Below are 21379 nucleotides of genomic sequence, written 5' to 3'. Positions count from 1 at the left end.
GCGTTGGCGGCACCCGATCCGGGAGACCCCATGTTCGAACCCGCCCAGCTGCGCTCCTTCCTGGCCGTGGCCGAAACCCTGAGTTTCACCAAGGCCGCCGAACGCCTCGGCCTGGCCCAGCCCACTGTCAGCCAGCATGTCCGCAAACTCGAGTCCGCCGCCAAGCGGGTGCTGATCGCCCGGGATACCCGGGATGTGCGGCTGACGGACAACGGCGACGCGATGGCCGGATTTGCCCGCAGCATCCTCGCCGCGCACGATGCCGCCAGCCGCTACTTCTCCGGATCCGCCATGCGCGGCCGCCTGCGCTTCGGCACGGCCGACGACCTCGCCATCACCGGGCTGCCCCGCATTCTCCGGGAGTTCCGGCAGATTTATCCGCAGATCAACCTCGAGCTGACGGTGGGCCAGAGCGATCAGCTCTACAAGCGCCTCAACGCGGGGCAACTGGACCTCGTATTTGTGAAATGGGTGGCGGGGGCCAAGGACGGGACCGTGGTCCAGCAGGACGCCTTCGCCTGGGTCGGCCTGGAGCAGACCGTACTGGATCCGGGCGATCATGTCCCGCTGATCGCCTATCCCTCCCCCAGCCTGAGCCGGAAACTGGCCATCGATGCCCTCGAGGCCACCGGCCGCACGTGGCGGATCACCTGCACCACGCGGCAGATCAGCGGCGTCCTGGCCGCTGTCCGGGCCGGGATTGGGGTGGCCGTCATGCCCTCCTCCCTGGTGCCGGAAGACCTGAAAATCATCACCCGCCGCTTCGACCTGCCGCCGGTGGGTGACGTGGACTTCACTCTCATCCGCAACCCGCTGGCCAATACCGAGGTGATCGATGCCCTCACCCAGGCGATCGTGGGCCGGACCCTGAAACGCCCGGCCTGACGCCATGCCTGATCCCGGCCTGACGCCGTGCCTGACGCCAGCCTGGAGTGGGGTTTGCCGAGCGGATTTGCCGCTGGGCGGCCGTGGGGGCGGGGCGCGAATCCGTCCACGGTACCTACGCGGGGGGCTACCCGGGCGGCGGCTGTACTTACTTGACCATTGAACGGTACAGGTACTTCATCTATCCTGACATTACTCAAGATCAACCGTTCGAGGTCAAGCAGAGGCCCACGACAACGATTTCGATTAACGAACGCTGTCCGTCGCTGCCGCATGGCTGGCGCCGCGGCGTTCGGGATAGGCCGACAATGATGCCAGCCATAAACCGCTCACGCCCCGCCGCACCAGTTGCCGCCCGCCCGACACGGACCGGCCACCCGGTAACTGTGCCGGCGCATCCGGCGGCGCCAGTTCACCACCCGGGCACCCCGGTGCAGCATTCCAGCACCGCCCAGCACACGGCCGCGGGCCACCGGGGAATTCGCCCGGCCACCCTGGCGGAATCCGAATATGTGGCCAGCCCGTACTGCGAACGCTGCGGCACGGACGAGTTCATTTACCTGGAGACCTTCGTCCCGGCCACGCACCGCAGGGACGGCTCCGTCAGCAAGCTCGGCGAAGTCACGTACTTCTGCTCGGGCTGCGATGACTTCTCCGCCCACGCGGTCCCGGCCTCGTGGGTTCCGCCGGGCTGGTACTTCGGCTAATACTTCAGCGAGGCCACCCGGCGCTTCAAGCCTGCCCCTAACGCCGCCGCCAACGCCTGCCGCCTATACGCCTTCGCCGCTTAACGACGTCGCCGCCGTGCCGCACCTTACAGTGCCTGCACGGCGGCGATGGCGTTTTAGCACGCCCGGGCTAGGGCAACAGCTCCCTAGATCAGCGCATCCGAGATGTGGTTGGGCGTGCCGAAGCGGTGCGCGGTGATGCTGATGGCCTGCTCGTGCAGGAACGGCAGCAGTTCCACCCGTCCGGATTCGGTGACGGGGTGGACGTACACCGCCAGGTCCGGGCGGCCGCCCGTGGCCTCGGCCAGGGCCTTGGCGTCCCCGCCGATCAGCCGGATCCGGGCGCCGGAGAGCTTGCCGGCCGCGGCGAGCGTGCCGGCGGACGCCAGCCAGTCGGCGTCGTTCTCCACGGTGGCCGCGATGCCCAGGCCGGACAGGATGGCGCTCAGCTGGGCGGGCAGTTCGACGGCGGTGGAAACCGTCAGGACGGACCCGGCCAGGACGCCGGCGGCGAGGGTCCGCACGAGCGCGGCGAGCGGCTCGCCTTCGGAGAGGCGTACCGTGACGGGCAGTGCACGGTAGCGGAAGACGTTGCGCTCGGCGCTCAGGCCGGAGACGTCCTTCGCGGTGCCGAACTCCTCGGCCCAGGCGCGGGCGTCGGAGGCCAGGGCGCGCTGCAGCGGCGCGAGTTCATCCGCGGTCAGGAAGCCCTTGGCGGCGTCCTCGATCCGGCGGACTCCGGCGTGGAGGGGAGCGGCGCCCGGGGTGCCGGCGGCGGTGCTGGGCTTGGACGTCCATTCGCCGAGGCCGACGAGGTAGTTCGGCCCGCCGGCTTTGGTGCCGGCGCCGACGGCGGATTTCTTCCAGCCGCCGAAGGGCTGGCGCTGGACGATCGCACCGGTGATGCCGCGGTTGACGTAGAGGTTGCCGGCCTGGATGGTGTCCAGCCAGATCCCCAGCTCTTCGGTGTTCAGCGAGTGCAGGCCCGCGGTGAGGCCATAGTCGATCTGGTTCTGGATCGCGATGGCCTCCTCGAGGGTCTCCGCGGTCATGACGCCGAGGACCGGGCCGAAGAACTCGGTGAGGTGGAAGTAGGATCCTCGGCGGACGCCCGAGCGGACGCCGGGGCTCCAGAGCTTGCCGGTTTCATCGAGCTTCCGCGGCTCGACGGCCCAGGTCTCGCCCTCGCCGAGCGTGGTGAGGGCGTTGAGGAGCTTGCCGTTGGCGGGCTCGATGATCGGGCCCATCTGGCTTGCCGGGTCCTCCGGGTAGCCGACCTTCAAGGAGGTGACGGCGTCGACCAGCTGGTTGTGGAAACGCTTGGACTTGGCCACGGAGCCCACGAGGATCACCAGCGACGCGGCGGAGCACTTCTGGCCGGCATGGCCGAAGGCGGAGTACGCGACGTCCTTGGCCGCGAGGTCCAGGTCCGCGCTCGGGGTGACGATGATGGCGTTCTTGCCGCTGGTTTCGGCCAGCAGGGGCAGGTCCTTGCGGAAGGAGCGGAACAGCTCGGCGGTCTCGTAGCCGCCGGTCAGGATGATCCGGTCCACGGCCGGGTGGGAGATCAGCTGCTGGCCCAGTTCGCGCTCGCCCAGCTGGACCATGGTGAGGACGTCGCGGGGAACGCCGGCCTCCCAGAGGGCCTCGATCATCACGGCACCGCTGCGGCGGGCCTGCTTGGCGGGCTTGATCACGACGGCGGACCCGGCGGCGAGGGCCGCGAGGGTGGAGCCGGCCGGGATGGCGACCGGGAAGTTCCACGGCGGGGTCACGACGGTGAGCTTGGCCGGGACGAACGTGGCCCCGTCGACGTCGTCGAGCTTGCGGGCAGACTCGGCGTAGTAGTGCGCGAAGTCGACAGCCTCGCTGATCTCGGGATCGCCCTGGTCGATCGTCTTGCCGGTCTCGCTGGCCATGACCTCAAGGAGGTCCGCGCGGCGGGCCTCGAGGACGTCGCCGGCGCGGTGCAGGATCTCGGCGCGCTCGGCGCCGGAGAGTGCGCCCCAGGCCTTGCCCTTCTCGACGGCGGTCTCGATGACCGTGTTCAGGGTCGCGGCATCGTTGATGGTGGCGGCTTCGACGGCGGCATTGCCCAGGGTTGAGGTCGKGACGCGGCCCAGGATGGCGCGGCCCCAGGCGCGGTTCGCGGGCAGCGACGGATCGGTGTCCGGGGTGTTCTCGAAGGAGTCGCGCGGCAGCGGCGCGGCCGGGAGGGCGCGGTTCTGCAGGCGGTTCGGGCCCGGGACCTCGTCGTCGAGCTTGGCAAGGGAGGAGAGGAAGCGCTGCTTCTCACGCTCGAAGAGGGCTTCGTTCTCGCTGAGTTCGAAGACGGCGGACATGAAGTTGTCCTGGCTGGCGCCCTCTTCGAGGCGGCGGATCAGGTAGGCGATCGCGACATCGAACTCGGCCGGGTGGACCACGGGCGTGTAGAGCAGGAGCGAGCCGACGTCCTTCTTGACGGCYTCRGCCTGGCCCTGGGCCATGCCGAGCAGCATCTCGAATTCGATGTTCTGCTCTGCGGTATCCGCGATGCCGCGCTGCTTGGCCAGGAGCCAGGCGAAGGCGATATCGAAGAGGTTGTGCCCGGCGACGCCGATCCGGATGTTGCCAATCCGGTCCGGGTGCAGCGAGTAGTTGATGACGCGCTTGTAGTTGGTGTCCGAGTCCTGCTTGGTGTTCCAGGTGGCCAGCGGCCAGTCGTGCAGGGAGGCTTCGACCTGTTCCATGGGCAGGTTGGCGCCCTTGACGACGCGGACCTTGATGGCGGCGCCGCCCTCGGCGCGGCGGGCGGCGGCCCAGTCCTGCAGGCGGATCATGGCGGAGAGCGCATCCGGGAGGTAGGCCTGGAGCACGATGCCGGCCTCGAGGTTCTTGAACTCGGGCTTGTCCAGGATCCGGGTGAAGACCGCGATGGTCATGTCCAGGTCCTTGTATTCCTCCATGTCCAGGTTGATGAACTTGGCCTTCTGCCCGCCGGTGGCGAAGGAGGCGGCGCGGGTGAAGAGCGGAGTGAGCTTCTCCACGACGTGCTCCACAGCTTCATCGAAGGCCCAGGCGGAGTGCGGGGCCACGGTGGAGGAGACCTTGATCGAGACGTAGTCGACGTCGGGCCGGGACAGCAGGGTGTGGGTGCCTTCGAGCCGGCGGGAGGCCTCGTGCTCGCCGAGTACGGCCTCGCCGAGGAGGTTGACGTTGAGCTTGATGCCGTCCTTGCGGATCTTGGCGATGGCCGGGCCCAGCTTGGCGTCGGTGGCGTCGACAATGAGGTGGCCGACCATCTCGCGGAGCACGCGGCGGGCAACCGGGATGACCACCTGCGGCAGGACCGGGGCCATGGTGCCGCCGAGCTGGACCGCACGGCGCATGTACCAGGGCAGGAACGCGGGGACCTTGGGGGCCAGGGCGGCGAGGTTGCGTGCGGCGACCTGCAGGTCTTCGGGACGGACGACGCCATCGACGAACCCGACCGTGAAGTCCAGGCCGTTGGGGTCCTTCAGCACACCGGCGAGCTGCTCGGCCGAGGCGTCGACGGGCACCTTGGCGGCTTCGGTGAGCCAGTGGCGCACCAGCGCAATGGTGTCCTCGGCCAGGGCTGCGGCCTCAAGGACCGTCGAGCCTTCCGAAACGGCGGCGTGCGTGGCTTCGATGCCTGCGGCGCCGGCTGCTGCGTTTCCGGTGGCTGCGCCGGACTCCGTGGAGATGTTGGTCATGGCTGGAACTCGTTCTTTCTCAAAATGTGGACCTCTTATGAATCAGTATGCGACCGGATTTTCATAAGATAAAGCGATGTTTTCTGAGCAATACCGGTTAGAAATACCGAAGCTTCGAAATCCTGTCCGAACGTTCGGAAACCACCGCGCCGAACGCACCAAGAACCCCCGTTGCCCTGTCACTTATGGTCCCCAAAACCGGCGGATGGGAGCCATAAGTGATAGCGCAACGACGGGCGGGTCGGAAGCGCCGGGGCGGGGCGGGGCGGGGGCAGTGGTGGGCGGGTTACGTCAGGGGGCGGTGCATCTCCACGATCTCCTCGTGCCGCGGGCTGTCCGGGTTCATCAGCGAGTTCTTGCGGCCGTAGGTGAAGTAGATGATCAGGCCGACCACAAGCCAGACGACGAACCGCAGCCAGGTTTCCCAGTGCAGCTGGAACATCAGGAACAGCGAGGCAAACACACCGAACGCCGGAACCAGCGGCATCAGCGGCAGGCGGAAGGTCCGCGGGGCGTCGGGCTTCTTGTAGCGGAACACGATCACCGACACGCACACGACGACGAACGCGGCGAGGATGCCGATGTTGGTCAGGTCTGCCACGGCCTTGATCGGAAGGATGCCGGCCAGCACTGCGGCCCCGGCGCCGGCAATCCAGGTCACGCGCTGCGGTGTGCCGTTCCGGTCCGTCTTCGAGAACCAGCCGGGCAGCAGCCCGTCGCGGCTCATCGAGAACCAGACGCGGGTGACGCCGAGAAGGAAGGTCAGCATCACGGTGAGGATGGACAGGACGGCGAACACGGAGATGATCGTGGCGATCACCGGCAGCCCGACGCTGTTGAAGGCGGAGGCGAAGCCGGCCTTGGGGTCGATCTCCGTGAAGTTCTGCATGCCGGTGAGCACCAGGGTTGCTGCGACATAGAGCAGCATGGCGATGATCAGCGAGAGGATGATCGCCTTCGGCATGTGCTTTTTGCCGTCCGTCGCTTCCTCCGCAGCGGTACTCATGGCGTCGTAGCCGAACACCGCGAAGAACACGGTAGCCGAGCCGGCCACCACGGGGCCGAAGCCACTGGGGAAGAACGGGTTGTAGTTGTTGGTGTTGATGTAGAAGATGCCCAGGCCGATGATGAACAGGATCAGGAACACTTTGATGCCGACGGCAATCACCTCGAAGCGCCCAAAGGTCTTGGTGCCGCGGGAGAGGATCCAGGTCACCAGCAGGCAGACCAGGATCGCGGGAAGGTTGATGATGCCGCCGGTGCCCTCATCCGGCGTCGCCGTCATCCAGACGGGCATGTGGATGCCTATGCCGGAAAGGGCTGCGTCGAAGTAGCCCGAAATGCCGATGGCCACCACGGCCACGATGGCGATGTATTCCAGCAACAGGTCCCAACCGATGAACCAGCCGATAATCTCGCCGAGCGCAACGTAGCCGTAGGTGTAGGCCGAGCCAGCCCGCGGGATCATGCCGGCGAACTCGGCATAGGACAGCGCCGCGGCGGCGGATGCGAGGCCTGCGATCAGGAACGAGACGAGCACAGCCGGGCCGACGCCAGGCTCGCTCGCGCTGCCGTGGGCCACAAGGCCCGCCAAAGAGAAGATGCCGACACCGATAATGCCGCCAACGCCGATGGCCGTCAGCTGCCAGAGCCCCAGGCTCCTGTGCAATCCGCTGTGCTTGTTTTCTTCTTCGATGTCGTCGATGGGCTTGCGCCGCATGATCGACTGAGACGAATCCTGTGTAGCCATCAGGGCCTCCTGCTTAGGTGTGATGCCCACCAATACACGCCGTGATGGGCGTTACCGAGTGGCAACAGTATGCAAGCCCGATTGCATTAGATAAAGTGAATTCTCTTAATCAATAACCATTAGAATTCGTAAGGGAAAAGCGATGTTGGACGTCCGGCGCTTGCGACTGCTGCGCGAACTGAAGATCCGGGGCACTTTGGCCGAAGTAGCCGAAGCGCTCCAGTACAGCCCATCGTCAGTCTCTCAGCAGCTGGCCCTCCTTGAGAAGGAGGCCGGGGTGGAGCTGCTGAGAAAGACCGGGCGGCGGGTGCAGCTGACCCCCCAGGCCGAAGTCCTCGTGGCCCACACGTCCCAGCTCCTTGAGACCCTGGAGCAGGCGGAAGCGGACCTCGCGGCCTCGCTGACCACGGTCACAGGCACTGTGCGGATTGCGGTGTTCCAGTCCGCAGCCCTGGCACTCATGCCAGGCACGCTGACCAGGATGTCCGCCAGCTACCCGGAAGTCCGGGTGGAAATGACCCAGCGGGAGCCGGAAACCGCCCTTCACGAAACGTGGGCCCGCGACTTCGACCTCGTGATCGCCGAGCAATACCCGGGCCATGCCGCCCCGCACTACGCCGAACTGGACCGTGTGGCCCTGACCCGCGACGCCATCCGGCTGGCCGTGCCGCCGCCGTCGCCCGAACGCGGTGACATCAGGACGCTGGCGGATACCGCCGGGCTGGCCTGGGTGATGGAACCCCGCGGGGCCGCCTCCCGGCACTGGGCCGAGCAGGCCTGCCGGAGCGCCGGCTTTGAGCCCGATGTCCGCTTTGAAACCGCCGACCTGCAGGCCCAGATCCGGCTGATTGAATCCGGAAATGCGGTGGCCCTGATGCCCGACCTCGTGTGGACCGGCCGCGGCACCAGCGCGCAGCTCCTGGACCTGCCCGGGGATCCGCACCGGACGGTCTTCACCTCGGTGCGGCGGTCGAGTGCCAAGCGGCCCGCCCTGCTGGCGGCCCGCGAAATCCTGGCCGCGACGGCGGCATCGATCGTTCCGTCGGCGGCCGCCGGCGCGCTTGGTCAGGCTTCCGCGGACAGGCCCGTGTGACGGACTGCTGGACTGGCTGCCGGACTGGCTGCGCCTGTGGGGGACCGGCTGGGTACCGGCCCCGGCGTGTGCAGTACGCCACAGCGCCGGGGTTGGCCCCGCGCTAGAMTGGTGACGTTATGAATCGMACAATRTTCAARTCCAARATCCACCGCGCCACGGTCACCCACGCGGACCTTCACTACGTCGGYTCSGTCACCGTGGACCTGGAYCTGCTGGAGGCGGCCGACATCCTTCCCGGGGAGCTCGTGGCGATCGTCGACGTCACGAACGGCGCCCGGCTTGAGACGTACACAATCGCCGGTGAACGCGGTTCGGGCGTGATCGGCATCAACGGTGCCGCCGCGCACCTGATGCACGAGAACGACATCGTCATCCTCATTACCTACGCCCAGATGACCACGGACGAGGCGAAGGCGTACAACCCCAAGGTGGTCCACGTCGACCAGGACAACAGGATTGTCCAGATCGGCAACGACCCCGCGGAAGGCATGACGCCCGGCCTCATGCGCCCGCCGCACTCCCTGAACAACGCCGCGCTCAACTAGCGCATCCGGCGCGGCAGCACGCCGTCGGGCGTAATAGGGCGGCCTGCGGAATAAAGCTGATTACTCTGGAACGGTGACCCCTGCCCCCTGCCCTTCCGACCCGCCGCGGAGAACCGCATGCTAGGGGTCCTGGCAGGCTTCTTCGTCGTCTGGGCCATCATCTTGGTCGGCATGTTCGTGGGCCGGCGCAACATACTGGGCGAGAACGCCCGCTCCGTCCTCAGCGCCCTGACGTTTTTCGTCGCCAGCCCGGCCCTGCTGTTCGAGACACTCAGCAAGGCCAATCTGCACAACGTCTTTGCCGCGCCGCTGCTCGTGACGGCCGTCGGGGCCGTGACGACGGCGGTCCTGTTCTTCGGCATCGTGCGTTTCGCGCTCAAGCGGCCCGTACCCGAGGCCCTCATCTCCTCCATGAGCGCGTCCCTGGCCAACTCGGCCAACCTCGGTATTCCCATCGCCGTCTTCGTGCTCGGCGACGCCAGCTACGTGGCGCCCCTGCTGATCTTCCAGCTGGCCTTCTTCACGCCCATGTTCCTCATGGCCCTGGACGCCACCACCAGTTCGCACCGCACCACGCCCCTGAGGTTCGTGCTGATGATCCTGCGGAACCCGATGATCGTCGGTACCGGGCTGGGTCTCGTGGTGGCCGGTACCGGCTGGCAGGTACCGCCGCTGATCATGGAGCCCATCCACCTGATCGGCGGGGCCGCCATCCCGGCCATGCTGATCGCCTTCGGCATGAGCCTCAACGGATCCAAGCCGTTGCAGGCCTCCACCGGCCGCCGGCTCGACACCCTGCTGGCCAGCGGCTTCAAACTGATCGTCCACCCGCTGGTGGCGTACCTGTTTGCCCGCTTTGTCCTCGGCATGCAGGAGCAGGCGCTGTTCGCTGCCGTCGTCACGGCAGCCCTGCCCACTGCCCAAAACGTGTTTGTCGCGGCCAGCCGTTACCGCACCGGCGTCACAGTCGCCAAGGACACCGTGCTGATCACTACCGTGGTAGCAGTGCCGGCCATGATTGGCGTGGCCCTGCTGCTGGCCTGACCCCGGCTGGTCTTGCCCGGCTGGGCGGGCCGGCACCCATCCCCGAGGAGGACCCTTGAAAACAACCCTGGACACAGTGGTCATTGGCGGCGGCGCGATGGGCTCCGCCGCCGCGTGGGCGCTGGCGCGGCGCGGTGCGGACGTGACCCTGCTGGAGCAGTTCGGGCCCGGCCACCGCAATGGCGCCTCCCACGGCACCACCCGGAACTTCAACCCCGGCTACGCCGATCCGGACTACGTCGCCCTGCTGGCCGAGGCGGCGAGGCTGTGGAACGAGCTCGAAACGGACAGCGGCGAGCGCCTGCTGGCGCGCACCGGCGTCGTGAACCACGGCGCGGATCCGCGGCTGCCCGAGGTCCGGAACGCCCTGCTTGCCGCGGGACTCCGGGCGGAGTTCCTCTCCCCCGAGGAAGCTTCCGAGCGCTGGCGCGGCATCCGGTTCGAGTCGCGCGTGCTGCACATGGCCGACGGCGGCCAGCTGAACCCGGACTCCGCGCTGCCGGCGATGCAGCGCCTCGCCGCGGGCCTCGGCGCCGAGATCCGCCATCATGTGAAGGTCCTCGAGCTGAAGATCCTCGACGACGGCGTCCGGCTTACGCTCGAGTCCGGCGGCCGGACCGAGACGCTCTCCGCGCGGCAGGCCGTGGTCACCGCCGGGGGCTGGACCACGAAGCTGCTCGCCGGTGTGGCGCCCGTGCCCCGGCTGACCGTCACCCAGGAGCAGCCAGCGCACTTCGCGATCACGGACGACGCCGCCCAGTGGCCGGGGTTCAACCACACGCCCGGTCCCGGGGAGGAGTACGCGTACTGGCGGTCGCCCGTGTACGGCATGCAAACGCCCGGCGAGGGAATCAAGGCCGGATGGCACGGGGTGGGCCCGGTGGTGGACCCGGACCGGCGGACCTTCGCCCCGGAGCCGGAGCAGCGGGCGGCCCTGCAGCGCTACGCCCGGGACTGGCTGCCCGGGGTCGACGCCGATTCCCTCACCGACATCAGCTGCACCTACACCACCACCCTGGATGAGAACTTCGTCCTGGACAGGATCGGCCCGGTTGTCATCGGCGCCGGCTTCTCCGGCCACGGATTCAAGTTCACGCCTGCAGTGGGCCGGATCCTCGCCGACCTTGCCACCGGCGACGGCGGAGCACCGGCCATCTTCTCTGCCTCCCGGCCCGGGATCGGCTGACACGCTCTCGGTCCGATCCACAGCCGATAGGCTGGGACCGGTCTCAAGCCGCCCCGAATGCCAGGGGCAACAGCACGAAGCGGGGAAGAATTGCACAGGGTCACATCAGGCAGCGCCCAAACAGCCAGCGCCCAAACAGGCAGCGTCAATCTAGGAACTCTCTCAGGCGACAACCCGGGGAAGGGCGCCCGCGGCCGGAGGATGGGCGCGGTCGACTGGATCGCTGCCGGCCTGGCGGGGTTGCTGCTGATTTCCGGCACGGCCTGTGCCAGTCCCGGGACGGCCCCGGCCGCCGCCCCGGCCGCCGTCGCGAGCTCCCCCGCCTCCCCGTCAGCCGGCCCGGACAGCGCTCCGCTGGATCCCGAGACCACCCCCGGTGTCGAGGGTCCCGGCGTCGGCGCCCCGCATCAGCAGCCGGCCTTTGCGAGCAAGGCCCTCGCGGTGCTGGCGACGCTGCCCGTCAAGGGCCGCGCRCCGAAGACCGGCTATTCGCGCGACCAGTTCGGCCCGGCCTGGTCCGACGTCGACCACAACGGCTGCGATACCCGCAACGACGTGCTCCGCCGCGACCTCACGGCCCTCGCCCTCAGGCCCGGAACGCGGGACTGCGTGGTGCTCTCCGGCGTCCTGGCCGACCCCTACACCGCCGCCGCCATCAACTTCCGGCGCGGCAACGCCACCAGCACCGCGGTCCAGATCGACCACGTCGTGGCGCTCAGCGACGCCTGGCAGAAGGGCGCGCAGCAGCTCACTCCGGCCCAGCGGCTGTCCTTCGCCAACGATCCCCTGAACCTGCTGGCGGTGGACGGCCCGGCCAACCAAAGCAAGAGCGACGGAGACGCCGCCACCTGGCTGCCGCCGAACAAGTCCTACCGCTGCGACTATGTCGCCCGCCAGATTTCGGTGAAATCCAGCTACGGCCTCTGGGTGACCCAGGCCGAGCACGATGCCATGGCACGGGTCCTGTCGGACTGCCCGAACGCCGTGGCTCCCACGAACCAGCCGGCAGCCTCGCCCGCGCAGGCCGCGCCGGCACCGGCCCCGGCCGTGCAAGCACCGGCGCCAGCCCCTGCGCAGGTTCAGATGGCTCCGGCGCCCGCCCCCGCGCAGGCACCGGCTGCCACGGTGTCCTACGCGAACTGCGCCGCGGTCCGTGCCGCCGGCGCGGCCCCCATCCGCGCCGGCCAGCCCGGCTACAGCCTCAAGCTGGACCGCGACGGGGACGGCGTCGGCTGCGAATAGCTCCGCTTGCGGTGAAGCACTGACTGCCGTGACGCACTGACTGCGGCGCTCAGTTCCTCTGGTGCTCGTGCAGGAGCCGGGCGCAGCGGATGAAGCCCAGGTGCGAATACGCCTGGGGATGGTTGCCCAAGTGCGTTTCCGTACCGGGATCGTACTCCTCCGGCAGCAACCCCGTGGGGCCGAACAGGTTGACCAGCTGGTCGAAGAGGTCCCAGGCCTCCTCGATCCGGCCCACGGCGATGTAGGCCTCGATCAGCCACGTGGTGCAGATGTGGAAGCCGCCCTCCAGCCCCGGCAGACCGTCGTCGTACCGGTAGCGGAAAACGGTGGGCCCCACCCGCAGTTCCCGCTCCACCGCCGTGACGGTGGCCAAGAAGCGGGGGTCGTTGACGTCCAGCAGGCCGGAGAGTCCGACGTGCAGCACGGCTGCGTCCAGGTCCGGGCTGTCGTACGCCACGGTGTAGGAGTACGCCGTCTCGTCCCAACCTTCGTGCAGGACTTCCTCCCGGATCCTTGCCGCAGTGGGCTCCCAGGCCGGCACTGGTTCCCGGCCATGCCGGGCGGCCGTGCGCAGCGCCCGGTCCAGCGCCACCCAACACATCACCTTGGTGTAGATATGGTGCCGCGGCGCCCGCCGGGCCTCCCAGATGCCGTGGTCCGCCTCATGCCAGCGGGCCAGCACGGCCGCCGCCACCTGGACCATCAGTTCCCAGTGGGCATCGGAGAGCACGCCCTGGCGGGCGCTGAGGGCGTCGATCAGCTCGGCGATCGGGCCAAACACGTCCAGCTGCACCTGGTGGTCGGCGGCATTGCCGATCCGGACCGGGCGCGATCCCGCGTAGCCGGGCAGGCTCTCGATGATCGCTTCGGTGGACAGCGGCGCCCCGGTCACCGAGTACAGCGGATGCAGCCATTCCGGGCCCGGGGCGTGGGCCAGGATCCGGCCCAGCCAGGCCAGGAAGCCCTCGGCCTCGACGGTGGAGCCAAGGTCCACCAGGGCGTTGACGGTCATGGACCCGTCCCGCAGCCAGCAGTAACGGTAGTCCCAGTTCCGGGTTCCGCCGATTCCCTCCGGCAGCGAGGTGGTGGGGGCGGCCAGCACGGCGCCGGTGGGTTCGTGGACCAGGGCCCGCAGCACCAGCGCGGACCGGCGCACCAGCGACGGTTTGACGCCGGGCATCTGCAGCTCATGGACCCAGCGGCGGGAATGATGCGCGACGGCGGCGCGGCGCCCCGTCTCGTCGTCGGGCACCGCGGGCTGCGGTTCCGTGTCGCCGCAGCGCAGGTTGAGGACCACGGGCCCGTCCCGCAGGTCGACCTCGCCCGTGGCGGTGGCGTGCCGGCCGTCCGAGGTGATGGTGAACTCCACCCCGGGCGCCCGGAGAATGATCGGGTCCGCGGTGCCCACGACGTGCAGTTCCGTGCCGCGCGCTTCCATGCTGAACGGGGCATTCGCGTAGTCCGGCCGCGGCGCGAAGACGACCCTTGCCACGCCGGTGCCGGAGAGCACCCGGACCAGGCTGGTGATGCCATCCGGGGCCGGCTCCAGGTAGTCGGTCACGGTGACGTCGGCCCAGCGGGTTTCCACGATCATGGTGCTGTCCACGTAGCGCTGGCCCAGGACCTGTGAGGACTTCACCGGCTCCACGGAGAAGTGGCCGGCCGCATCGCCGCCGAGGAGATGGGCGAACAGCGACCCCGAGTCCGGCAGCGGGTGACTCATCCAGCAGATCTTCGCGTCCGGGGTGATCAGGGCGGTGGACGAGCCGTTGCCGATCATGGAATGCCGTTCCAGCCCGACGGCGTCCTCACCGAAAAGCCACGCCCGCCGCAGTTCGAACAGGATCGCCAGGACGCGGGCGAACGACTCCGGGTCCCGGAGCCTGTGGTTCGCCACGGTGGGACCCTCCCCCACCCGCAGCGCCATGTCCGGCCCGCGCAGTGTCGCCATGGCCAGCTCGTCGCTGGACGCGTCGCCGGCGTAGAGGGCCGCACTGACGCCCAGCATGGAGCGCAGGTGCTCCATGGCCGAGGCCTTGGACGGCTCGACGACCGAAAGGTCCAGCACCGAACCGTCCACGATGAAGTTCAGCCCGTTGTCCTGGGCAATCCGTGCCGCCTTGCGGGCCGCCAGCTCAACCGTGTCCGGCGCCGCGGAGCGCGTGTGGACGGAAACCGCGACGGGCTTGCGTTCGATGCTGATGCCCCGGTAGGCCCCGATCGTTTCGGCAAGCGCCTGATGCGTCTGCTGGAGCACGGACTCGGTGGCCAGCGAGAGGCTGTGGGCATAGCCCATGTCGAACTCGGTGCCGTGTGAGCCCACCAGATGCACTTCGGCGGGCAGGCGTGAGACGGCCGCGAGGTCGCGCAGGGACCGGCCGGAGATGATGGCGGCGTGCGTATTGGGCAGCGCCGCGAGCGCGCGGAGAGCGATCGCCGCACTGGCCAGCGGCAGGGTCTCGGTCGAGATGCCTTCCGCCGTGCACAGGGTTCCCCCATAGTTGCACGCCACCAGCAGCCCGGGGGTGCGGGCCAGGATCTTGAGGTCAGCCAGCAGCTGCGGCGTCAGCCCGTCATCAGCGGCGTCAGTCTGCACAAAGGCCCGGAGCAGGCCAAGCGGCAGGGATTTGGTCAAAAGGGCAGAGGCAGCCAAGGACTGGTTGAGCGGAGTGGGCATGCGCGGAGTCCTTCAAGTAGTCCCCAATGCCAGCATGAGAATCGTCCCCGGGAGGGCGTAGTTCCAGTATCCTCCGCCACCGATTTCGCAGCTGTGTCCCGGCCGTTGCAACTATGTAACTTCTGCCCGCCGCCAGGGGCACCCCGCCGACAGGGGCACCCCGGCGGCGGGCGTCCGGTGGGCTAGCCCTGCTCGGCGCGGTAGAAGTACATCTCCCGGGATCCCTTGGGAGCGTCCCAGCCCTGGGCAAACACCCAGCTTCCGCCGAATTTGAGCAGCCCTCCCCATGCCAGCGACCCGCCCTTGTGGACCGCTTTCTGGGTGAAGGGCTGGCTGATGTCATACAGTGCCTGCGCCGCGGAGAACTGGCCGTCGGCGTCGCCGTAGAAGAAGTCCAGGACCAGCTCGGTCCGTTCGCCTTCATTGACGATTGCGCAGGCCACCTCGTGCAGTGAGCCGCCCAGCGGTTCAAGGTCCAGGTAGTCCTGCGGCTCAAACGTCCAGTTGACCATGTCGGCGGACCGGCCCACGTGGGTGGTCCCGCCGCAGCCCTCGGACAGGTACATCAGGTAGTCCCCGCCAATCTTGACGGCCTCGCCGCGGGCGTTTCGCGGGATGACGGCCCCTTTGGCCCAGTACCGGGAAATCTTGTGGGGGACCGCCAGCCCGAGCTTTTCCCAATGGATCAGGTCATCGGACACGGCGACATTGATGTCGCAACCAACCTCGCCCAGGGGATAGGCATCGGAATTCCCGGCGGCCCGCTGATCGGCGCCGTCGATCGTCCAGATGCCGTTGTAGAACATGTAGTACCGGCCGTTGGCCTGGTACACCTTGGGATCCTCGCAGCCAAGGATCTCGTTGTCCAGGGTGGGGTAGATCACCGGATTGGACGCATTGTCCTGCCAGCCGGTTTCGGGATCGAGGACGGCGACGCCGATGCGGCTGGAGACTGATTCCTTGCGTGGGGATGCACGGTAGAACAGGTAGAGCTTGCCGTCCCGCTCCATGATGGACGGGTTGAAGATTGAATCCGCCGTCCAGCCGATCCCCGTGGGGTCCTCCCAGTCCTGGACTTGCCGGAAGGAAAGGGAATCATCCTTGCCGAACGGGCCCACCGCCCATTCCGGGCGCTCCGGGTACTCGGCGGAGAACTGCTCGGTGGAGATGGTGTCGGTCAGCGGATTGCTGAACGCGAGCGCTCCCTCGTAACTCTCGAGCAGTGCCTGGGTGGTGATTTTCTGCATCTGGGTTCTTCCTGTTCTTGATGTTGCGTGCCATGCCGCCGGGACCGGTCGCCGGCGGGGTGAGGGATTAGTTGCGGACGAACGTCACCCAGGTGAATCCGCCCGGGGCCACCGCCACACGGCCGGACCGGTCGGCCGCGTTCTGCTGCGGACCGGGGGTGACGGGCCGGCCGGAGGCATCAAACGCCTCCTGGTTCAGGCGGAAGCCTGCGGGCAGGTTCACCTGCCGTTCGGTGCGGTTGGGGGCTGCACTGACATACAGCGTGGACGCACCGGCGTCGCCGGAAACGGAGACCGTGGAGAGCTGCGGCTGGACCAGCAGGGCGTCGAGGGCAACGTCACCGTCCGTCGTACCGACGACGGCGGCCGCCCCGGCGGGCAGCGCGCGCCTCAGCGCGAACGGGAAGAGGATGCCCGGGGCATCGGTGATGCCCTGGGCGCCGGCGCCTCCGTTGCGGGTGCTGCCCAGCGGGCCCTTGTCCGTGGTCCAGCTGGTAGTGCCGGAGGGGGCTGTCCCCTGGTTGACGATCGGGTAGATATTGCGCGGTTCCTCGGCTGCGGGCAGCGGCAGGCTCAGGGATCCCCCTGCCTTCAGGGCGACGTAGGCCCCGCCGGAGATGTTGGCTTCCCCGGTCCAGGCCGAGGCGGGCTTCACCACGGTGCCGTTGCCGGCGATGGTGCCGGATTCGGCCTCGATGACGCTCAGTCCGTGGGTCGAGACGGTGCGGTTGATGCCCCGGGCCTTGGTTTTCAGCCCGGGGTTGGCGTCCAGCGCCAGCATGGTCAGCAGCGCGTGGATGGTGGATTCGGCGCCGGAGTTCGGGTTCACGCGGCCGTCCGGTTCGATCCCGTCGATCGCGGTGCCGGTGGCTCGGTTGTAGGCGGGGGCTCCGCTGGGGTTGGCGCCGAAGAACCAGCCGGCCGCAATGGCGGCGACGTCCAGCAGGCCGGGGGCGTTGGCGGCTTTCGCCGTCGCCACGAGGCTCTGGACGCGGGAGTCCACGCCGTAGGCGATCTGGGCCTCCCCGGGGGTGGGGCTCCAGGCGTTGTCCGGACCGCCCGCGGCGAGGAGCTGCGGGGTGAACTGGGCGGAATCCTTCACCGCGGCGTCGAGCAGCCGGGGCTGCTGCAGCACCGTTGAGGCGGTCGCGACGGCGGCCGGGGCCATTCCGCCCCAGGCGTGCCAGAGGGTCCGGGACTTGTTCCACGGCAGGATGGCACCGAACGGCCATTCCGTGCCGGAACCCGAGGACATCGCGGCGACGCCCTCGCTCAGGTGGGCCAGCGCCGTCGTGGCAACGCGGTCGCCGGGGGCGGCCTTGACGTAGGCGGCCAGCCCGAGCACGGCTTCCCCGGAGGCGTCGGCGCCGCCGGAAATCAGCCAGGCCGGGACCTTGGCGCCGTCGGCCGTGTCGTATGTGCCGTATTTGCCGAGGGACTGTTTGTTGAGCGAGCCAAGGGCCAGTTGCAGGCGCTCCTGCAGGAAGGATGCGAACGCCGGGTCGGCGCTGGCGAAGGCTGCGTAGCCTTCGCCGAGTGCCCAGACGGTGCGTGCCAGCCAGTAGGACTCRGCAGAGTCGGAGGGGTCCGGCAGTTCCACCGGCTTGGCGCTCGGGGTGAGGGTACCGTCGGGCTGCTGCCAGAGGACCACGTTGCCGGCGTTCGGCCCGGACGTGGTCTGCAGGTAGGTCAGGGCGCGCAGGGTCTGGAAGGCGCGTTCCTTGCTGGCGGGGTCGCCGGTCTGCTGCCAGTGGCGCAGGTAGACGACGGCGGTCCGGGCGATGTCGTCGGCGTTGAAGGCGCCCTGGCTCCAGTGCCCGGTGGCGGGATCGAGGTCGCCGCCGCCGATCCTGGTGTAACTGCCGTCGGCCTTCTTGTCCGCGTAGGTCCAGGGGGCCTGGGCGGAGGGATTACGGTCCAGCTCATAGGTGGTGTGGCCCTCCACCGGGGAGAGCGGCACGGTGTCCATCAGGAAGTTCAGGTGGCCGAGGTTGGTCAGGGGTGCTGCGGCGGGAGCGGGAGCGGCCGGAACGGCCGACTGGCCAGTGCCGGCCGGTGCGGGTGCCGCGCTGGCTGCACCCGCACCGAGCGGGACCAGGAGCAGGACCATCGATGCGGACACGGCGGTGGCCGTGAATCGACTTGTCAGTTTTGAGCGGACATCGTTGTTCGTCATCGGTGGCTCCTGGTGGCTGGCTGGCTGGTCGTCGGGCGGGGACGGCGGTGCTAGTTGGCGGCGGGAATCCGGTCCAGCTTGGCGACGCCGATCTTCGAATCAGCCATGCCGTAGAACACAAACAGCTGCTCGCCGATCTTCTCGATCGCGGTCGGGAACACGACGTTGGGCACGATTCCGGACATCTCGTCCTCGGTTTCGGGTGCCAGGAGCGGCTTGTCGCTGCGGGCGATCACCTTGGAGGGGTCCTCGCCGTCCAGGATCATGGCGGCCGCGGTGTAGTTGACGTTCTGCTGGTGGTCGAACGCCGACTTCGCCAGCTCACCGGAGACGCCGTGGTGGATCAGCAGCCAGCCTTCGTCCACCCGGATCGGGGCGGGGCCGCCGCCGATCTTCAGTTCCTCGAACGGGAACTCGCTCAAAGCCACGAGCCGGTGCTTGGCCATGTGGACGAGGTTGTTGATGTCCTTTTCGACGTCCGCGACCGGGACGTAGGAGATCCAGATGCCGGGGCGGTTGTCGGTGATTCCGGCTGGCAGGTGCTCGCCTTCGCCCTCGCGGATCCAGCCGAGGTCCCACATCGGGCGGTGCAGCATCGCGTAGGACGGCACGCCGTCGGGGTCGTTGACCGGCTCCGGGAAGAATACGGCGTCCTTGTTCGGGAAGAGGTTGAGGTCCATGGACAGGTCGGCCTGGTAGCCAAAGAGGCACGGGCCCAGCCGCTCCCAGTTGCGCAGGTCCTCGGAGTAGGCGAAGGCCAGGCGCGGACCCAGCGGGCCGTACGCGACGTAGGTCATCAGGTGCTTGCCGAGGCTGGGCACCCAGGTGGTGCGGGGGTCCTCGGTGCCGGCGTTGTTCAGGCCCCGTTCCCAGCCCTCGTCGGGGGCCAGGACGATGCCCTGGCGTTCGACGCCGGTGGGGACGCCGTCTTCGATGACTACCTTGGCCAGTCCCACGCGGGAGACGTTGCCCTTGGCGACCAGGCGTGGCAGCAGATAGAGCTCGCCGTCAAGGCCGCGGCCGCTGGCTGGGTTGAGCACACCCTCGGCCTCGTATTCGTTGCCCGGTTCCGGGGTCATGATGACACCGGCGCGGGTGAGGGTGAAGGGGACGGTGGGAAGTGCTGAAGTCTGGGGGGAGGTCATAGATTAACCCTTTACGCTGGAGCCGATATTGGTGGAAATGAACTGACGCTGGAAGAAGATGAAGAGCGCGACGGCGGGTGCGGCGAGGACGCAGGCGCCCGCCAGGATGGCGCCGAACGGGTTGGACGCCGTCGCGGAGATGTTGGAGATGTAGTTCGCCAGGGAGACGGCGAGCGGCTGGATGGACTGGTCCTTGGTGACCAGGAAGGGCCACAGGAACTCGTTCCACGGACCGATGAAGGTCAGCAGGATCGCCGTGACTATCGCGGGCTTCACCAGCGGGATCGCTATCTGCCAGAGGATCCGCAGTTCGGAGGCTCCGTCGATCCTGGCCGCCTCGAAGAGGGTGGAGGGCAGCTGCATGAAGTACTGGCGGAAGACGAACACGGCCGTGGAGTTGATCGCGAACGGCAGGATCATGCCCAGGTACGTGTCGGCCAGCCCGTAGTCCCGCACAATCATCACGTAGAGCGGGATGAGCAGCAGCTGGAACGGGATCATCTGCACCAGCAGCATCATGCCGAACACCAGCCCCTTGCCGCGGAAGTGCATCTGCGCCAGGGCGTATCCCACCAGCAGCCCGAAGATGACGGTGAAGAAGATGACACCGCCGGTGAAGATGCCCGAATTGATCAGGCCCTGGAGCAGGTTGATGGAGTTGTTGATGTTCGCGTAGTTCTCGCCGGTGAGGTTCGCCGGGTTGGGGAACGCCCCGGCCACCGAGGTGTCCGGTGAGGTCTGCAGCGAGCCGATGAACATGTAGTAGAACGGGAAGAGGAAGACGAACGCTCCCACGGCCAGCAGCACGAAACTGCCCAGGCCGAGGCTTCGGCGCTTCTCCACGCCTGAGGCGCCTGCCGCCGGCTTGCCGAGGCGGCTGAAGGCGCCGGGCCGGCGGGGGCGACTGTCGTCGTCGTTGTTGTTGCTGCCGCTGTTCTCATCGTTGGGCGCAGCTGCCTTGTTGAGGATCGACATGTCAGTCCTCCTTTCCGCCCACGAGGCGTTTCTGGATCAGGGCGATCAGCAGCACGCCGATCACCAGCACCACACCCAGTGCGGCGGCCAGATCGGGATTCCCCTGCAGGATGCCCATCTGGTACATCAGGAACACCGGTGAGGTGGAGGCGCCGTCCGGTCCGCCGCCGCCGGTGAGCAGGTACGGTTCCGTGAACAGGTTGGCGCCGGTGATGGTGGCCAGCAGGGTCACCAGCACGCTGGCCGAGCGGACGCCGGGAACGGTGATGTTCCAGAACTGCACCCATTTGTTGCCGCCGTCCACCGAGGCGGACTCGTAGAGCTCCTCCGGGATGTTCTGCAGCGCGGCCAGGTACAGCAGGATGAAGAACCCGAGCTGCTTCCAGGTCACGAAGAGCGCCACGGTGGGCATCGCAAGCCAGGAGTTCACGAGCCACGAAGGGTTCGGGGCCAGCGGCCCCAGCAGCGAGTTGACCAGGCCGTTCTGCTGGAACAGGAACAGCCAGACGCCGACGACGGCGACGCTCGCCGTGACGTACGGGACGTAGTAGCTGACACGGAAGAAGGTCTTGAGCTTCGTCACCCGGTTCAGGGCGTTGGCCAGGACCAGGGAAAGGCCCACGGTCAGCGGGACGTTGATGATCAGGAAGATGCCGATGTTGGCGAAGGAACGCTGCACCGCCGGGTCCGTCAGGACGGTGATGTAGTTCTCCAGGCCCACGAACGGGCGGTCAACCTTGACCTTTGGCGCGGTGAAGAAGTAGTCGTGGAAGGAAATGTAGACGGCGTAGCAGAGCGGAAACGCCAGCACGCCCAGGACGTAGATGATGTACGGGGCGCTGAACAGCAGCCCGAGGGGCTGGCGGCCCAGGAAGTTCTTGCGCTTCCTGGCCGCTGGCCGCCGGCCCCCTGCTTGCGGGGTGCTGTCCCCCGCGGCGGGCGCCCCTTCAGCTGAGCGAAGTGACATGGT

15 protein-coding genes are annotated in these 21379 nt (G+C 68.1%); 7 read left to right on the top strand and 8 right to left on the bottom strand.

The features are described 5' to 3' along the window. The first annotated feature begins 30 nt into the window (after positions 1 to 30). Complete coding sequence (locus AC1DEY_RS10765; RefSeq protein WP_441411219.1) at positions 31 to 885, top strand: LysR substrate-binding domain-containing protein; 855 nt, start codon at positions 31 to 33, stop codon at positions 883 to 885. A 431-nt stretch (positions 886 to 1316) separates the two neighbouring features. Then, positions 1317 to 1592: a hypothetical protein gene (locus AC1DEY_RS10760; RefSeq protein ID WP_441411218.1), complete on the top strand. Its 276-nt coding sequence runs from the start codon at positions 1317 to 1319 to the stop codon at positions 1590 to 1592. 167 nt (positions 1593 to 1759) lie between these two features. Here the strand turns inward: AC1DEY_RS10760 and AC1DEY_RS10755 are convergent, their stop codons facing one another. Together AC1DEY_RS10755 and AC1DEY_RS10750 are read right to left on the bottom strand one after the other, a co-directional pair. Continuing rightward, the gene (locus AC1DEY_RS10755; protein WP_476867930.1) at positions 1760 to 5326 is read right to left on the bottom strand and encodes a bifunctional proline dehydrogenase/L-glutamate gamma-semialdehyde dehydrogenase; all 3567 of its coding nucleotides are present in this window, start codon (positions 5324 to 5326) and stop codon (positions 1760 to 1762) included. A gap of 286 nt (positions 5327 to 5612) precedes the next feature. Beyond that, complete coding sequence (locus AC1DEY_RS10750; RefSeq protein WP_476867929.1) at positions 5613 to 7076, bottom strand: amino acid permease; 1464 nt, start codon at positions 7074 to 7076, stop codon at positions 5613 to 5615. 142 nt (positions 7077 to 7218) lie between these two features. On the opposite strand from AC1DEY_RS10750, the gene AC1DEY_RS10745 reads away from it, so the two are divergent. From AC1DEY_RS10745 to AC1DEY_RS10725, 5 genes are all read left to right on the top strand, one after another. Continuing rightward, entirely contained in the window at positions 7219 to 8169 is a 951-nt protein-coding gene (locus AC1DEY_RS10745; RefSeq protein ID WP_476867928.1) for a LysR family transcriptional regulator, read from the top strand. Between the two features lie 119 nt (positions 8170 to 8288). Continuing rightward, positions 8289 to 8717, top strand: a complete 429-nt coding sequence (gene panD / locus AC1DEY_RS10740) for an aspartate 1-decarboxylase (RefSeq protein ID WP_476867927.1) — start codon at positions 8289 to 8291, stop codon at positions 8715 to 8717. Positions 8718 to 8834: 117 nt separating this feature from the next. After that, entirely contained in the window at positions 8835 to 9761 is a 927-nt protein-coding gene (locus AC1DEY_RS10735; protein ID WP_476867926.1) for an AEC family transporter, read from the top strand. A 55-nt stretch (positions 9762 to 9816) separates the two neighbouring features. Further along, a complete protein-coding gene (locus tag AC1DEY_RS10730; RefSeq protein WP_476867925.1) occupies positions 9817 to 10947 on the top strand; it encodes an FAD-dependent oxidoreductase in 1131 nt (376 codons plus the stop codon). Between the two features lie 201 nt (positions 10948 to 11148). Then, positions 11149 to 12189, top strand: a complete 1041-nt coding sequence (locus tag AC1DEY_RS10725; protein ID WP_476867924.1) for a GmrSD restriction endonuclease domain-containing protein — start codon at positions 11149 to 11151, stop codon at positions 12187 to 12189. Positions 12190 to 12238: 49 nt separating this feature from the next. Here the strand turns inward: AC1DEY_RS10725 and AC1DEY_RS10720 are convergent, their stop codons facing one another. The 6 genes from AC1DEY_RS10720 to AC1DEY_RS10695 all read right to left on the bottom strand — a co-directional run bounded on the left by AC1DEY_RS10720 (position 12239) and on the right by AC1DEY_RS10695 (position 21376). Then, positions 12239 to 14866 (bottom strand): trehalase-like domain-containing protein, encoded by a 2628-nt coding sequence (locus AC1DEY_RS10720; protein WP_476867923.1) that lies wholly within the window; start codon positions 14864 to 14866, stop codon positions 12239 to 12241. A 182-nt stretch (positions 14867 to 15048) separates the two neighbouring features. Then, complete coding sequence (locus AC1DEY_RS10715) at positions 15049 to 16113, bottom strand: glycoside hydrolase family 130 protein (protein ID WP_476867922.1); 1065 nt, start codon at positions 16111 to 16113, stop codon at positions 15049 to 15051. A 67-nt stretch (positions 16114 to 16180) separates the two neighbouring features. Beyond that, positions 16181 to 18289 (bottom strand): hypothetical protein, encoded by a 2109-nt coding sequence (locus AC1DEY_RS10710; protein ID WP_476867921.1) that lies wholly within the window; start codon positions 18287 to 18289, stop codon positions 16181 to 16183. Positions 18290 to 18339: 50 nt separating this feature from the next. Then, a complete protein-coding gene (locus tag AC1DEY_RS10705; RefSeq protein ID WP_476867920.1) occupies positions 18340 to 19434 on the bottom strand; it encodes a glycoside hydrolase family 130 protein in 1095 nt (364 codons plus the stop codon). Between the two features lie 3 nt (positions 19435 to 19437). Further along, entirely contained in the window at positions 19438 to 20409 is a 972-nt protein-coding gene (locus tag AC1DEY_RS10700; protein ID WP_476867919.1) for a carbohydrate ABC transporter permease, read from the bottom strand. 1 nt (position 20410) lies between these two features. Then, positions 20411 to 21376, bottom strand: coding sequence for a carbohydrate ABC transporter permease (locus AC1DEY_RS10695; protein WP_476867918.1), 966 nt, complete (start codon positions 21374 to 21376; stop codon positions 20411 to 20413). Positions 21377 to 21379 lie beyond the last annotated feature (3 nt).

The organism is Arthrobacter sp. 05T47 (assembly GCF_056395825.1).
Note: the sequence above shows the minus strand (reverse complement) of the source record. Positions and strands in the feature narration are given on the sequence as shown.